Source organism: Neisseria sp. P0006.S004 (assembly GCF_051963015.1).
Taxonomy (GTDB): Bacteria; Pseudomonadota; Gammaproteobacteria; order Burkholderiales; family Neisseriaceae; genus Neisseria.
The window spans coordinates 47,276-59,952 of the sequence record NZ_JBQCUS010000002.1; the positions used below are offsets into that span (position 1 = coordinate 47,276).

Here is a 12,677-nt window from a genome sequence, read left to right on the forward strand (position 1 = left end):
TTTAATATTTTTATTTTTCAATAAGATAAAAAGGATGAATATGTGGATAATTACTTGTGGAAAATGACATGATTTAGGCCGTCTGAAAGGTTAAGACGGCCTTTTCATTGGACTGCTTTATCTGTTTTCTATCAGGCTGCCGGCAGCTCGTGAAAAGCGCTGGGCAAGTCTTCGTCATCGGCAAACTCAACCCATTCGTAAGCGCTTTCATCTGCCAAAACGGCACGCAACAGTGCATTATTGATGGCATGGCCTGATTTGTAACCTTCAAATGCGCCGATAATCGGATGGCCGATAATGTATAAATCGCCAATCGCATCCAGGATTTTGTGGCGGACAAATTCATCAGGATAGCGCAAACCTTCCGGATTCAAAACATCCATGTCGTCAATCACGATGGCGTTGTTCAAATTGCCGCCCAGTCCGAGATTATGGGCGCGCATCATTTCCACTTCGTGCATAAAGCCGAAGGTACGGGCGCGGGCAATCTCATCGATATAGGATTTCCCTGCAAAATCAATCTCGAAAGTAGGTGCACTGCGGTTGAATACGGGATGGTCAAACTCGATGGTTAAAGTCACTTTAAAGCCGTCATAAGGCGTAAAGCGCACCCATTTTCCGGTTTCTTTGATTTCAACGGGTTTGAGGATTCTCAAAAAACGTTTTTGGGCTTTTTGATCGACAACGCCTGCATCTTGTAAAAGGTAAATAAACGGCAGGCTGGAGCCGTCCATAATCGGAATTTCAGGCGCGTTCAATTCAATCAAGGCATTATCGATGCCGTAGGCAGACAGAGCCGACATAATGTGTTCAATCGTGCCGATGCGAACGCCTTTATCGGTAACGATGGTTGAAGAGAGGCGGGTATCGTTAATCAAATAAGGATTCAATTTGATTACTTCTCCCATTTCTCCACTTAAATCAGTACGGCGGAACGAAATACCGCTGTTTTCTTCGGCAGGATGCAAAGTCAGAGCGACCCTTTCGCCCGAATGCAGGCCAACGCCGGTAACGCTTACTGATTTGGCTAAAGTCCGTTGCAACATAATTGCTTCCTTTTAAAAAGTCTGATGGGCAAATGATACGTTAAAAAGGAAAAAACAAGCCATCATTTTTAATAGTATTTGCCAATATAGATGTTTTGTGGGGGTGAAATTCAATGTTTAAATTATCCATAAAAATATGTGAAATTGAAGTGGGTAATTTGGGTTTTATCCATAGATAAATAGGGAAACTAAGATTCTATCCTTTTTTATTCCGGCATTCAGTTGAGGTTGGCCTCAAAGATAAAAAGGAATTATCAAATTGGTTTTAAAGAAAGTTATTCCGTTATCCACAGATAGTTTGGTTCTTCATCAAACTCATCATTTTAAAAATTAAAATATTATGATTTGAAGAAAACACTGAATTATCAACACAAAAATGGCAAAATACGGAAGAAATAGAACTAAGTTTATGATTTCCATAAACTTATGAAACTTTTAAGATTGGAAAATAGTTTTTATGAAATAAAATATCAAAAGCTAAGTCTGATTCGATTTTCCTGATATTTTCCTACAAACAAGAATTTCATGTTTTCTTTATTTAAATCAAACAACTTAAAAGTAATCATCTGTAATCCTAGAAAGTAATTTTATTTCAGGATACAATGGTCTTACTGAAAAATTTTTCCCATTCCATCTAATAGGAGTAGCAAAATGAGTATTAAAGTAGCGATTAATGGTTTTGGCCGCATCGGTCGTCTGGCATTGCGTCAAATTGAAAAAGCCCAAGGTATCGAAGTCGTTGCTGTTAACGACTTGACTCCTGCCGATATGCTGCTGCACCTCTTTAAATACGACAGTACTCAAGGCCGCTTTGAAGGCTCTGCCGAATTGAAAGATGATGCGATTGTTGTGAACGACAAAGAAATCAAAGTATTTGCCAATCCTAATCCTGAAGAATTGCCTTGGGGTGAGCTGGGTGTGGACGTCGTCCTCGAATGTACCGGTTTCTTTACCAGCAAAACCAAAGCAGAAGCCCATATCCGTGCCGGTGCGCGCAAAGTTGTAATTTCGGCTCCTGGCGGCAATGATGTGAAAACCGTTGTATACGGCGTAAACCAAGATATTTTGGATGGTAGCGAAACTGTCATCTCTGCCGCTTCTTGTACGACTAACTGTCTGGCTCCTATGGCTGCGGTATTGCAAAAAGAATTCGGTATCGTCGAAGGCTTGATGACCACCATCCACGCCTATACCGGTGACCAAAACACTCTTGACGCACCTCACCGTAAAGGCGACTTCCGCCGCGCCCGTGCCGCTGCCTTGAATATCGTACCGAACAGCACCGGTGCCGCTAAAGCCATCGGCTTGGTTATCCCTGAATTGAACGGCAAGCTTGATGGTTCTGCCCAACGCGTTCCTGTTGCTACCGGCTCTTTGACCGAACTGGTTTCTATTCTCGAACGCCCTGTTAACAAAGAAGAAATCAATGCAGCCATGAAAGCCGCCGCTAGCGAGTCTTATGGCTACACTGAAGATCAAATCGTTTCTTCCGACGTTATCGGTATTGAATACGGCTCACTCTTCGATGCGACTCAAACCCGTGTGATGACTGTTGGCGACAAACAATTGGTAAAAACCGTTGCTTGGTACGACAATGAAATGTCTTACACTTGCCAATTGGTTCGTACCTTGGAATTCTTTGCTGGTAAAATCTAAAGGATAACAGGCTAAATCAATCAGTCTGTGGATAATTAAAAGGTCGTCTGAACATTTCAGACGGCCTTTTGTTTGTAGATAAATTCAATTTGCAATCAGATTGTGGATAGTTTAATCACTGTGGCACATTTATTTTCTATCCTAAACTGCACTTCATAATCCGCAATATTCATTACATAAATCCGTTCGGGAATATCTTGATAAGCAGGGCGAGGATCTTGGGCGATGCTTTGCTCAATGAGATGTTTTTCTTCTGTGGATAGATGTTCCGCAAGCGTACTTTCTGCCCAAACAACGTTCAATTCTTCAGGTTTGCCACTGACAAAGCCTGATGATGCGTCAGGTTTGGATTCGACAAACGGGATGTAGGGTTTGATATCCACTACCGGAGTACCGTCCAATAGGTCTGCACCGCTGCAATAGATGCGGACAGGTTTGCCTGTTTCGATACGTTCGAGTTTCAGCAGGGATAAACCGAGATGATTGGGGCGGTGCGGGCTGCGCGTGGCAAATACGCCCATTTTTTGTTTGCCTCCAAGCCGTGGCGGACGCACCATTTGCGCCCAACCTTCATCCAATACGCCGTGGAAAATAAAATTTATCCACACATAGTCGAAATCTTCCAAGCCCCGAACGCTGTCTGCGGTAAATTCAGGAGTGAGTTCAATGCAAATTTCTGCCGCAGGAACCAAACCGGGTTGGCGGGCAATGCCGAATTTTTGTTTGTAGGGGGAATGAACGGTTGCAATAGGCGTAATCGAATAGGACATAATTTGTGGATAAATATTCTGTGCAAACTGTCATCATATCACAGATGTTTTCCCACATTTTGCGGTAGTAATTTGTTATAATACAAAACATTTATTCCAAATGTCCGTATATTGGCAATAAATGAATAATTTAAATTATTTAAAATAAAATCAATAGGTTATATTAATACATGATTGTTTCTATCGATGTAGATGCACAAAAAACGTTTACGCCTTTGTGCCCGAAAGAATTACCTGTTGCCGAAGGTCATCTGATTGCGGATGAACTCAATGCCCAAGCTGCATTGGCGGATTTACGCGTGATGACGAAAGATGCGCATCATGCCGCGGCAAAATGGCTTGTGGATAATCCTGTTGATATGTTGAAACCGACAGGTTTGCCCGATGCGGATTTGACTTGGGTGTCGCATGCGATGGTTGGAACATATGGCTATGAGTTGTTGGATGGCCTGCCTTCAGCCAAAGAATACGATTATTGTGTTTGGAAAGGCGTTGATCCTGAATTACACCCCTACGGCGCATGTTTTCACGATATTGAGGAAAAGCTCAGTACAGGTTTGATCGAATGGTTGCGCTGTCAAAATGCAGATACAGTTATTGTCGGCGGTTTGGCAACGGATTATTGTGTGAAGACAACGGTTTTACAGTTGCTTAAAGGAGGGGCTTGGAAAGTCATCGTCAATCAGGCGGCTTGCCGTGGCATTGCTCCGGAAACGGTTGAATCTGCATGGCAGGAAATGCATTCTGCCGGGGCTATTATTTTAGAAAACGCCGAAGAAATAAGAAAATACATTAATAATCAATAAATTATATTTTTAAATTCTGTTGTTTCACGTGAAACATTTTCCAAAATATGAAGATTTTACTTGTCCGCTTGTCCAGTATGGGCGATTTAATTCATACGTTGCCCGCAGTTGAAGATTTGGCGCGACAATGTTCTGATGTGGAGCTCCATTGGCTGTGTGAGGCAGGGTTTGCAGATATCGCCCGCTTACATCCTTTTGTCAAAAAGGTTCATGTAATGAAATGGCGGCAGTGGCGCAAACAGCTTTTTCAGGCTGAAACTTGGCGTGAAATAGGCCGTCTGAAAACAGATTTACAGGTTGAATCTTTTGATTTTGTTTTAGATAGCCAAGGACTGATTAAAAGCGCATGTTTTGCCAAAATGGCGAAATCCCCTATTTACGGTTTGGATAAACACAGCGCGCGTGAAAGTTTGGCTGCCTTTGCATACAGTAAAACATTTGCCGTGCCGAAAGGCAAAAATGCGGTCTGGCGAAACCGTGAATTATTCGCCCAAGTATTTGGTTATACAATGCCTGAGACGCAGGTATTTGGTTTGTCAGTTCCTGAATCAGGCCGTCTGAAAAATTTGCAATCCCCTTATTACGTTGCTTTGCATGCAACCAGTCGCGACAGTAAATTATGGCCGGTAGAACACTGGCGTGTATTATTGAAAAAGTTGAATGAAGAGCAACAATGCAATGTGTATCTGCCGTGGGGAAATGAAACCGAAAAAATGCGTGCCGAACAGATTGCAAGCGATTTACCGTTTGCTTCGGTTTGCGACAAAATGAATTTATTACAGGCTGCATTTTTATTGAAAAACGCAGAGGGTATTATTGGCGTAGATACCGGACTACTGCATCTTGCCAATGCGTTGGAAAAGCCTGTTGTAGGAATTTATACAGATACAGATCCGGCCAAGACTGGCGTTCAAGTTTCGGCTTATGCAGAAAATTTAGGCGGTATTGCTCAAATTCCCAATGTTGACGAGGTTTATCAAACCTTGATGGATTGTGTTGCAGTATACGGTAAATAATTGCTGGGGAGTTGGATTTATTTTCTGAGTAAATGCTTTAGAAATGATATAATTCCGCTCTATTTGCCAAGATTTATACAAATTTGGTTTTGTCATGTTGGGAAAACCGAATTGGATTTTATATAAAGAATGTATCAAAAGCAGTATGCTTGATTTGATGGACATTCTTTTTAGGAGAATTGAATGAAAGCACTGGTCGCAGTAAAGCGCGTAGTGGACTACAACGTCAAAGTTCGTGTGAAAGCCGATGGTTCCGATGTGGATATCGGTAATGTCAAAATGTCGATGAACCCGTTTGATGAAATCGCGGTAGAAGAAGCTGTCCGTTTGAAAGAAGCCGGAAAAGTAAGCGAGATTGTTGCTGTTTCTCTTGGCGAGAAAAAATGCGAAGAGACGTTGCGTACTGCTTTGGCGATGGGTGCCGACCGTGCGGTTCATGTTGAGACTGATGCGAAGTTGGAGCCTTTGGTCGTTGCGAAATTGCTGAAAGCTGTTGAGGATAAAGAAAATCCGCAAATTTTACTGCTGGGCAAACAGGCAATTGACGATGACGCCAACCAAGTTGCCCAAATGCTGGCTGCGTTGTTGAATGCGGCTCAAGGTACTTTTGCATCAAAAGTGCAAATTGAAGGCGAAGAAGCATTGGTAACCCGTGAAATTGACGGCGGCGAAGAGACTGTTGCATTGAAGCTGCCTGCGGTCATCAGTGCAGATTTGCGTTTGAACGAACCACGCTTTGTCAAACTTCCTAATATCATGGCGGCAAAGAAAAAACCTTTGGAAAAATTAAGTCCTGCCGATTTAGCTGTGGATATTTCTCCGCGTTTGAATACCGTGAAATTTGCCGAACCTAAAGCACGTCAAGCCGGTGTGAAAGTGGCTGATGTTGCCGAGTTGGTTGAAAAGCTGAAAAACGAAGCCAAAGTGATCTAAGGAGTATGAAATGAGCGTATTGATTATTGCGGAACATAATAACCAACATTTGAATCCTGCCACTTTGCATGCGGTAACGGCTGCCGCTAAATTGGGTAATGTAGATTTATTGGTTGCTGGCAGTAATGCTGCTGCGGTGGTTGAAGAGGCGAAACAGGTTGCAGGCGTAGCGAAAGTTTTAGTAGCCGATGCGCCCTATTACGCTGAAGGTTTGGCAGAAGAATTAGCGCCTTTGGTTGTTAAACTGGCTGCGGATTACCACTATGTGGCTGCGACTGCAACTGCATTTGGTAAAAATCTGTTGCCCCGAGTAGCTGCCCTGTTGGATGTGCCACAAGTTTCGGATTTAACCGAAGTTGTGGATAACTCGACATTTGTCCGTCCGATTTATGCCGGTAATGCATTTGAAACTGTTCAATCCAGTTCTGAAAAATTGGTGCTGACTTTCCGTGCGACAGCATTCGATGCTGCCGGACAAGGCGGTAATGCAGAAGTGGTCACTGTTGAGGCAACGCCTGCTCAAAACCTGAGCCGTTTCGTAAATTGTCAACTTTCCCAGTCTGACCGCCCTGAATTGACTCAGGCAAAAGTGATCGTTTCCGGTGGCCGTGCATTGGGCAGTGCTGAAAAATTCAATGAAGTGTTGACTCCATTGGCGGATGTTTTGGGTGCAGCGATTGGTGCTTCCCGTGCGGCAGTGGATGCCGAGTATGCGCCAAACGATGCCCAAGTCGGACAAACCGGTAAAGTGGTTGCGCCGCAACTGTACTTTGCTATCGGTATTTCCGGTGCTATCCAACACGTTGCCGGTATGCAGGACAGTAAAGTAATTGTTGCCATCAACAAAGATGCTGACGCTCCGATTTTCAATGTGGCAGATTACGGCTTGGTTGGTGATTTGTTTGAAGTTGTACCTCAACTGACTGAAGCACTGAAAAACTAATGTTTCACGTGAAACGTTCAGACGGCCTTTTATAACAAAGGCCGTCTGAAAATATTTTGGCATGATTACGACCTATAAAACCATTACCACACCGATACAGGCTGAATTTAAAGATAAAGGCAGTCGCTTCATTGCATATGCCTATCCGATTCGCACTTTAGCCGATGTGAAGAAATATCTCGACCCATTAAAGGAAGAGCATCACAAGGCGCGACATTGGTGTTACGCCTATCGATTGGGTGTGGATGGAATGCAGTTTCGTGCAAACGATGATGGAGAACCGTCTGGAAGCGCAGGCCGCCCTATTTTGGGGCAAATTGATTCTGTCGGTGTGACGGATGTGTTGGTTGTGGTTGTACGTTATTTTGGCGGTACGCTATTGGGTGTTCCCGGTCTGATTCATGCTTATAAGGAATCAACAGCTCAGGCATTGGCGATAGCTGAAGTTGTTGAAAAGAATGTCGAAAAGACAGTTTGGTTGAAATGTGAATATCCTGTTTTGAATGAGGCTATACGGATTGCCAAACAATATCAGGCCGATATTGTGGAACAGGATTTGCAGCTGGATTGTAAGTTGACAGTGAAAATAGCGTTGGCCGATTATGAAGCCTGTATTGCTGCTTGGAAAAATACACGCCAAATTGAAGTAGATACTGAAAAGCCGTTTGAATAAAAGGTCGTCTGAACATATTTGAGAAATCAAAAGATTCAGACGGCCTTTGATGTTTTAGCCTTGGTATCTGTCTAGAGCATTTACGCTTGAGCGCAGGTGTTCCCAAGCCAGTTGATGAAATTCTCCCAGTGCGTTCCATAGGGCATCTTCGCTCATAATGCTGTATTCGCCCTGTGTTCGCAAATCAACATCTGCCCCTTCTTCAATGGCTTGATGGCATGCTTGGTATTCGTTGGTATAGAAGTCATCCATATCTTGCATTAGGCTTGCAGCATGTTTCCAGCGGGCGATATCTGCTTCCAGTTGCGGCAGTAATTCGCACCATTCGCGGTATTTGCTTTGAATTTCGTCAATACGTTTTTGCATGATTTTCCTTTCGTTGTTTGAAATTAGAGTATGGTTGTCTTGGTGCAATATTATTCTTAATTTGAAACAGCTATGCAAGATGGAACAATATTCCATCAATTGAATTTTATTTACAACATCTATTCTTCAAGGAGATGGTATGAAATTGCTCGTTATTGGTAATGGTGGACGTGAACACGCACTGGCTTGGAAATTGGCGCAGTCGTCTAAAGTAGAAACTGTCTTTGTTGCACCTGGTAATGCCGGAACGGCAATTGAGCCTAAACTGCAGAATATCGCATTAACGGCGCATCAAGATTTGATTGATTTTTGCCGTAATGAAAATATTGCTTTTACTGTAGTCGGCCCTGAAGCGCCTTTGGCTGCCGGTGTGGTGAATGATTTCCGTGCTGCCGGGTTGAAGATTTTTGGCCCGACTCAATACGCGGCCCAACTGGAGAGTTCAAAAGATTTTGCTAAAGCATTTATGGCAAAATATAAGATTCCAACCGCGCAATACCAAACCTTTGAAAATGCCGATGCGGCACATGATTACGTCAATCGAAAAGGTGCGCCGATTGTTATTAAGGCGGATGGTTTGGCTGCCGGTAAAGGCGTGATTGTCGCCATGACTTTGGATGAAGCCCATGCCGCTATTGACGATATGTTGTTGGGCAACAAAATGGGCAATGCAGGCGCGCGTGTTGTAATTGAAGATTTCCTGCAAGGCGAGGAAGCGAGCTTTATCGTTATGGTGGACGGCAATCATGTTTTGCCGATGGCAACCAGTCAAGACCATAAACGCCTGCTGGATGACGACAAAGGCCCTAATACCGGCGGTATGGGCGCGTACAGCCCTGCTCCGGTGGTAACGCCTGATGTGTACGAGCGCGCGATGAATGAAATTATTTTGCCGACTGTGGCCGGTATGAAAGCAGAAGGTCATGAATTTACCGGCTTTTTATATGCGGGTTTGATGATTGATAAAACCGGTGCGCCTTATACCATCGAATTCAACTGTCGTTTCGGCGACCCTGAAACCCAGCCGATTATGAGCCGTTTGGATAGCGATTTGGTGGACTTGGTTGAAGCGGCGATCGACGGCAAACTGGATAGTGTTGCTGCCGAATGGAATCCGCAGACTGCAGTAGGTGTGGTGTTGGCTGCACAAAACTATCCTGATTCTCCGAAAAAAGGCGATGTGATCTTCGGCTTGGATAAGGCCAATCAAATAGGTAAAGTTTTCCATGCCGGTACTGCAACGAATGAAAAAGGCGAAGTGGTAACCAATGGCGGCCGTGTGTTGTGTGTCGTCGGTTTGGGCGATGATGTTGCACAAGCTAAAAGCAAGGCTTATGAGGCATTGGAAACCATCCGTTTTGACGGTATGCAATACCGTAAAGATATTGCCGATAAAGCCATCAACCGTTAATAATGAATAGAAATAGGCCGTCTGAACACAGATTGTCCGACAATCGCAGTTTCAGACGGCCTTGGTATTATGATGATGTTCCCCAGAATTTTATCGGCTGCAGCCCAACGCAGGTTGCAGGCGCATCTTAAAAAAGGCGGTTTGGTCGCCTATCCTACCGAGTCTTGCTATGGCTTGGGCTGTGTCCCTACTTTGCCTAAAGCACTCAATCAACTGATTCATCTGAAAAAACGACCGCAACACAAAGGCATGATTGTCATTGGCCATAGCTTGGAACAGTTGCAACCTTTGTTGCAAAGGCCGTCTGAAAATATCCAAACCATGCTGCATGAAGCATGGCCGGCTCCGAAAACTTTCTTATTGCCGGCCGGCAAAAAAGTATTGTCCTCATTGCGGGGGAAAGGACGCAGTAAATTGGCTGTCAGGGTTCCTGCGCACGCAGGTGCAAGGCGTTTGTGTCAGGTTTTGGAAAAGCCTTTAGTCTCTACTTCATGCAATCGTGCAGGCAAACGGGCGTGCAAAACAGAAAGAGAAGTCAGAAGACAGTTTGGCAGGAAAGTTTGGGTTGTAGGCGGATTGATAGGTAAGCAGAAAACGCCCAGCCAGATTATTGACGGAGAAACAGGGGCAAGGCTGCGTTAAAGAAGAATTGTATTTTCAAAGGAAAGGTATTTATTTGGAGAAGCAAATTTTTTCCAAAAGATTGGAAATATCTTTGTGAAAAGCATTTAGCGCAGATCCAGTTTGATGCATGGTAGTCTGTAAAGACAGATCGATTAAGCAGATAGTAAGTCAGTAAATAGAGTATAAAGCAGTATTTTGTGAAATGCTCTTGCAAAGAATGAAGCAAATTTTGAGCGTAAATGAATCTCTGTAATAAATTATTTTTGAATAAACAAATTTTGTGGATAAATTTGAAGATAAATTTCCATCGAAACATAAAAAGGCCGTCTGAAACTTGATATTCAAAGCATTCAGACGGCCTTTTAAATATTTAAACTGTGGATAACTTTGTGAATAAGTATGGATTAAAGCTTATGTCCGCACACAGTTTCGTATTGTTTTTCAGTAATCGTACCGCTCATGACGCTCATTGGGCGGATGCTGGTCGGAGTATAGTTTTGGTTGGAAATGACCCTGCCGTGTTCGTCGATCAGTTGCAGCGCTGCCAGGCGATAGGTTTTGTTTGAGCAATGAATTTCCCAGCTGCCGATGGCTGTTTTATAGGCCGGTGTATTGACGAAACGTTCCTCTTTCAGTTTGGAAACGGTTTTTTTATCGCGGAAAGTAACCAGTGCGCCATTTCTTTTAATGCTGCTTCTATCAATGGCCACTTTGATATTGCCTTCAGAGATGGTGCCGATGTTGGTCCAGTTGCCGCCGCCGCTTGAAGTGGTGGTTGTTTCACAGGCACTCAACATCAAAGCCGCAAATACGGTTGCAGCTAGGGAAAAACGTTTGATATTCATAAAACCTCATTATTTACAGAAAGTCAGCCGATATTATCCGTGAAGATGGCATATATCGTAAATCGATTTTGCAAAGTTGAACCTCTGAAAAGCATTTTATGAAAAATACGCTGAAAAGGCCGTCTGAAACCTGTCTTTCAGACGGCCTTGAAGTGTAAAATCATGTATAATCGCAAACAATTTGGTTTTCATCCCATAGGAAGATCCGACATGATTAACCCTATCGCTGCACTTTCCCCATTAGATGGCCGCTACGCCAAATCCGTTGAAGCATTGCGTCCGATTTTCTCCGAATACGGCCTGATGCGTGCACGTGTCAAAGTTGAATTAAACTGGCTCAAAGCCCTTGCCGCCGAGCCTAAGATTGTAGAAGTTCCTGCTTTCAGCGATTTTACGCTTGCCGAAATCGACAAAGTGATCGAAAACTTCTCGCTTGAAGATGCCGCCGCCGTCAAAGCCATTGAGGCGACCACCAATCACGACGTCAAAGCCATCGAATATTGGCTTAAAGAACGCTTCTCCGGCGTGCCTGAAGTGGCTGCTGCCAGCGAGTTCATCCACTTTGCCTGCACCAGCGAAGACATCAACAACCTGTCCCACGCTTTAATGCTGCAAGAAGCGCGTGAGACTGTTTTGCTGCCGAAACTGGCCGAAATCATTGAAAAACTGACCGGCATGGCGCATGAGTTGGCTGCCGTCCCTATGATGAGCCGCACGCATGGCCAGCCTGCTACACCAAGCACACTGGGTAAAGAAATCGCCAATGTTGTGTACCGCCTGCAACGTCAGTTTAAAAACCTGCAAGCGCAAGAGTTCCTCGGCAAAATCAATGGCGCAGTCGGCAACTACAATGCCCATATGGTCGCCTATCCCGATGTGGATTGGGAAACCCATTGCCGCAACTTCGTTGAAATCAGCCTCGGCCTGACCTTCAACCCCTACACCATTCAAATCGAGCCGCACGACTATATGGCGGAACTCTTCCAAGCCATCAGCCGTGTCAACACGATTCTGATCGACTTCAACCGCGATGTTTGGGGCTACATTTCTTTGGGTTACTTCAAACAAAAAGTCAAAGCAGGCGAAGTCGGTTCTTCCACCATGCCGCACAAAGTCAATCCGATCGACTTTGAAAACTCCGAAGGCAACCTCGGTATGGCCAATGCCGTATTGGGCTTTTTGTCCGAAAAACTGCCGATTTCCCGTTGGCAGCGCGACCTGACCGACAGCACCGTATTGCGCAATATGGGCGTAGGCGTGGGCTATACCGTATTGGGCTTTGCCGCCCATCTGCGCGGTCTGAACAAGCTTGAACCGAATCCTGCCGCCCTTGCTGCAGATTTGGACGCTACTTGGGAGTTGCTGGCCGAGCCGATTCAAACCGTAATGCGTCGTTACGGCGTGGCCAATCCTTACGAGAAACTGAAGGACCTGACTCGCGGTAAAGACGGCATTACGCCTGAAGTGTTGAAACTCTTTATCGAATCGTTGGAAATTCCGGCAGAAGCCAAAGCCAAATTGCTTGAGTTGACCCCTGCGTTGTATGTGGGCAAAGCCGAAGAGTTGGCAAAACGAATTTAAAAGGCTT

Annotated in this window: 13 protein-coding genes; 9 read left to right on the forward strand and 4 right to left on the reverse strand. The window is 44.5% G+C overall.

The window, feature by feature from the left end; genetic code table 11:
* Positions 1–131 precede the first annotated feature (131 nt).
* Positions 132–1,046: a UDP-3-O-acyl-N-acetylglucosamine deacetylase gene (lpxC, locus tag ACTHR2_RS03225; RefSeq protein WP_263339507.1), complete on the reverse strand. Its 915-nt coding sequence runs from the start codon at positions 1,044–1,046 to the stop codon at positions 132–134.
* 651 nt (positions 1,047–1,697) lie between these two features.
* Between lpxC and gap the strand changes: the two genes are divergently transcribed.
* Complete coding sequence (gene gap, locus ACTHR2_RS03230; protein ID WP_440375350.1) at positions 1,698–2,702, forward strand: type I glyceraldehyde-3-phosphate dehydrogenase; 1,005 nt, start codon at positions 1,698–1,700, stop codon at positions 2,700–2,702.
* Positions 2,703–2,797: 95 nt separating this feature from the next.
* Here gap and tsaA read toward each other — a convergent pair whose 3' ends face one another.
* Positions 2,798–3,472: a tRNA (N6-threonylcarbamoyladenosine(37)-N6)-methyltransferase TrmO gene (gene tsaA / locus ACTHR2_RS03235; RefSeq protein ID WP_263339514.1), complete on the reverse strand. Its 675-nt coding sequence runs from the start codon at positions 3,470–3,472 to the stop codon at positions 2,798–2,800.
* Between the two features lie 170 nt (positions 3,473–3,642).
* On the opposite strand from tsaA, the gene ACTHR2_RS03240 reads away from it, so the two are divergent.
* The 5 genes from ACTHR2_RS03240 to ACTHR2_RS03260 all read left to right on the forward strand — a co-directional run bounded on the left by ACTHR2_RS03240 (position 3,643) and on the right by ACTHR2_RS03260 (position 7,843).
* Complete coding sequence (locus tag ACTHR2_RS03240; protein ID WP_263339517.1) at positions 3,643–4,278, forward strand: nicotinamidase; 636 nt, start codon at positions 3,643–3,645, stop codon at positions 4,276–4,278.
* Positions 4,279–4,325: 47 nt separating this feature from the next.
* Complete coding sequence (gene waaC, locus ACTHR2_RS03245; protein WP_440375351.1) at positions 4,326–5,294, forward strand: lipopolysaccharide heptosyltransferase I; 969 nt, start codon at positions 4,326–4,328, stop codon at positions 5,292–5,294.
* A gap of 183 nt (positions 5,295–5,477) precedes the next feature.
* A complete protein-coding gene (locus ACTHR2_RS03250; protein WP_440375352.1) occupies positions 5,478–6,227 on the forward strand; it encodes an electron transfer flavoprotein subunit beta/FixA family protein in 750 nt (249 codons plus the stop codon).
* A gap of 10 nt (positions 6,228–6,237) precedes the next feature.
* Positions 6,238–7,170 (forward strand): electron transfer flavoprotein subunit alpha/FixB family protein, encoded by a 933-nt coding sequence (locus tag ACTHR2_RS03255; RefSeq protein ID WP_263339526.1) that lies wholly within the window; start codon positions 6,238–6,240, stop codon positions 7,168–7,170.
* A 61-nt stretch (positions 7,171–7,231) separates the two neighbouring features.
* Positions 7,232–7,843, forward strand: a complete 612-nt coding sequence (locus ACTHR2_RS03260; protein ID WP_263339530.1) for an IMPACT family protein — start codon at positions 7,232–7,234, stop codon at positions 7,841–7,843.
* A gap of 54 nt (positions 7,844–7,897) precedes the next feature.
* Here the strand turns inward: ACTHR2_RS03260 and ACTHR2_RS03265 are convergent, their stop codons facing one another.
* Complete coding sequence (locus ACTHR2_RS03265) at positions 7,898–8,209, reverse strand: DUF4298 domain-containing protein (RefSeq protein WP_003747758.1); 312 nt, start codon at positions 8,207–8,209, stop codon at positions 7,898–7,900.
* Positions 8,210–8,348: 139 nt separating this feature from the next.
* Here ACTHR2_RS03265 and purD point away from each other — a divergent pair, with 139 nt between their 5' ends.
* Together purD and ACTHR2_RS03275 are read left to right on the forward strand one after the other, a co-directional pair.
* A complete protein-coding gene (gene purD, locus ACTHR2_RS03270; RefSeq protein ID WP_440375353.1) occupies positions 8,349–9,620 on the forward strand; it encodes a phosphoribosylamine--glycine ligase in 1,272 nt (423 codons plus the stop codon).
* Between the two features lie 72 nt (positions 9,621–9,692).
* Complete coding sequence (locus ACTHR2_RS03275) at positions 9,693–10,262, forward strand: L-threonylcarbamoyladenylate synthase (RefSeq protein WP_063068648.1); 570 nt, start codon at positions 9,693–9,695, stop codon at positions 10,260–10,262.
* Positions 10,263–10,648: 386 nt separating this feature from the next.
* On the opposite strand, the gene ACTHR2_RS03280 is transcribed toward ACTHR2_RS03275, so the two are convergent.
* Positions 10,649–11,089 carry a surface-adhesin E family protein gene (locus ACTHR2_RS03280; RefSeq protein ID WP_440375354.1) on the reverse strand — a complete coding sequence of 147 codons (441 nt, stop codon included), beginning with the start codon at positions 11,087–11,089 and terminating at the stop codon, positions 10,649–10,651.
* A gap of 210 nt (positions 11,090–11,299) precedes the next feature.
* Here ACTHR2_RS03280 and purB point away from each other — a divergent pair, with 210 nt between their 5' ends.
* Positions 11,300–12,670 (forward strand): adenylosuccinate lyase, encoded by a 1,371-nt coding sequence (gene purB, locus ACTHR2_RS03285; protein ID WP_440375355.1) that lies wholly within the window; start codon positions 11,300–11,302, stop codon positions 12,668–12,670.
* The last annotated feature ends 7 nt before the right edge of the window (positions 12,671–12,677 follow it).

Bases quoted from the DNA above. Each gene is read 5' to 3' on its own strand.
- ACTHR2_RS03250 (WP_440375352.1), top strand. From the start codon at position 5,478: ATGAAAGCACTGGTCGCAGTAAAGCGCGTAGTGGACTACAACGTCAAA.
- ACTHR2_RS03280 (WP_440375354.1), bottom strand. From the start codon at position 11,089: ATGAATATCAAACGTTTTTCCCTAGCTGCAACCGTATTTGCGGCTTTG.
- ACTHR2_RS03240 (WP_263339517.1), top strand. From the start codon at position 3,643: ATGATTGTTTCTATCGATGTAGATGCACAAAAAACGTTTACGCCTTTG.
- ACTHR2_RS03265 (WP_003747758.1), bottom strand. From the start codon at position 8,209: ATGCAAAAACGTATTGACGAAATTCAAAGCAAATACCGCGAATGGTGC.
- waaC (WP_440375351.1), top strand. From the start codon at position 4,326: ATGAAGATTTTACTTGTCCGCTTGTCCAGTATGGGCGATTTAATTCAT.
- purD (WP_440375353.1), top strand. From the start codon at position 8,349: ATGAAATTGCTCGTTATTGGTAATGGTGGACGTGAACACGCACTGGCT.
- lpxC (WP_263339507.1), bottom strand. From the start codon at position 1,046: ATGTTGCAACGGACTTTAGCCAAATCAGTAAGCGTTACCGGCGTTGGC.
- ACTHR2_RS03260 (WP_263339530.1), top strand. From the start codon at position 7,232: ATGATTACGACCTATAAAACCATTACCACACCGATACAGGCTGAATTT.
- tsaA (WP_263339514.1), bottom strand. From the start codon at position 3,472: ATGTCCTATTCGATTACGCCTATTGCAACCGTTCATTCCCCCTACAAA.
- ACTHR2_RS03275 (WP_063068648.1), top strand. From the start codon at position 9,693: ATGATGTTCCCCAGAATTTTATCGGCTGCAGCCCAACGCAGGTTGCAG.
- gap (WP_440375350.1), top strand. From the start codon at position 1,698: ATGAGTATTAAAGTAGCGATTAATGGTTTTGGCCGCATCGGTCGTCTG.
- purB (WP_440375355.1), top strand. From the start codon at position 11,300: ATGATTAACCCTATCGCTGCACTTTCCCCATTAGATGGCCGCTACGCC.
- ACTHR2_RS03255 (WP_263339526.1), top strand. From the start codon at position 6,238: ATGAGCGTATTGATTATTGCGGAACATAATAACCAACATTTGAATCCT.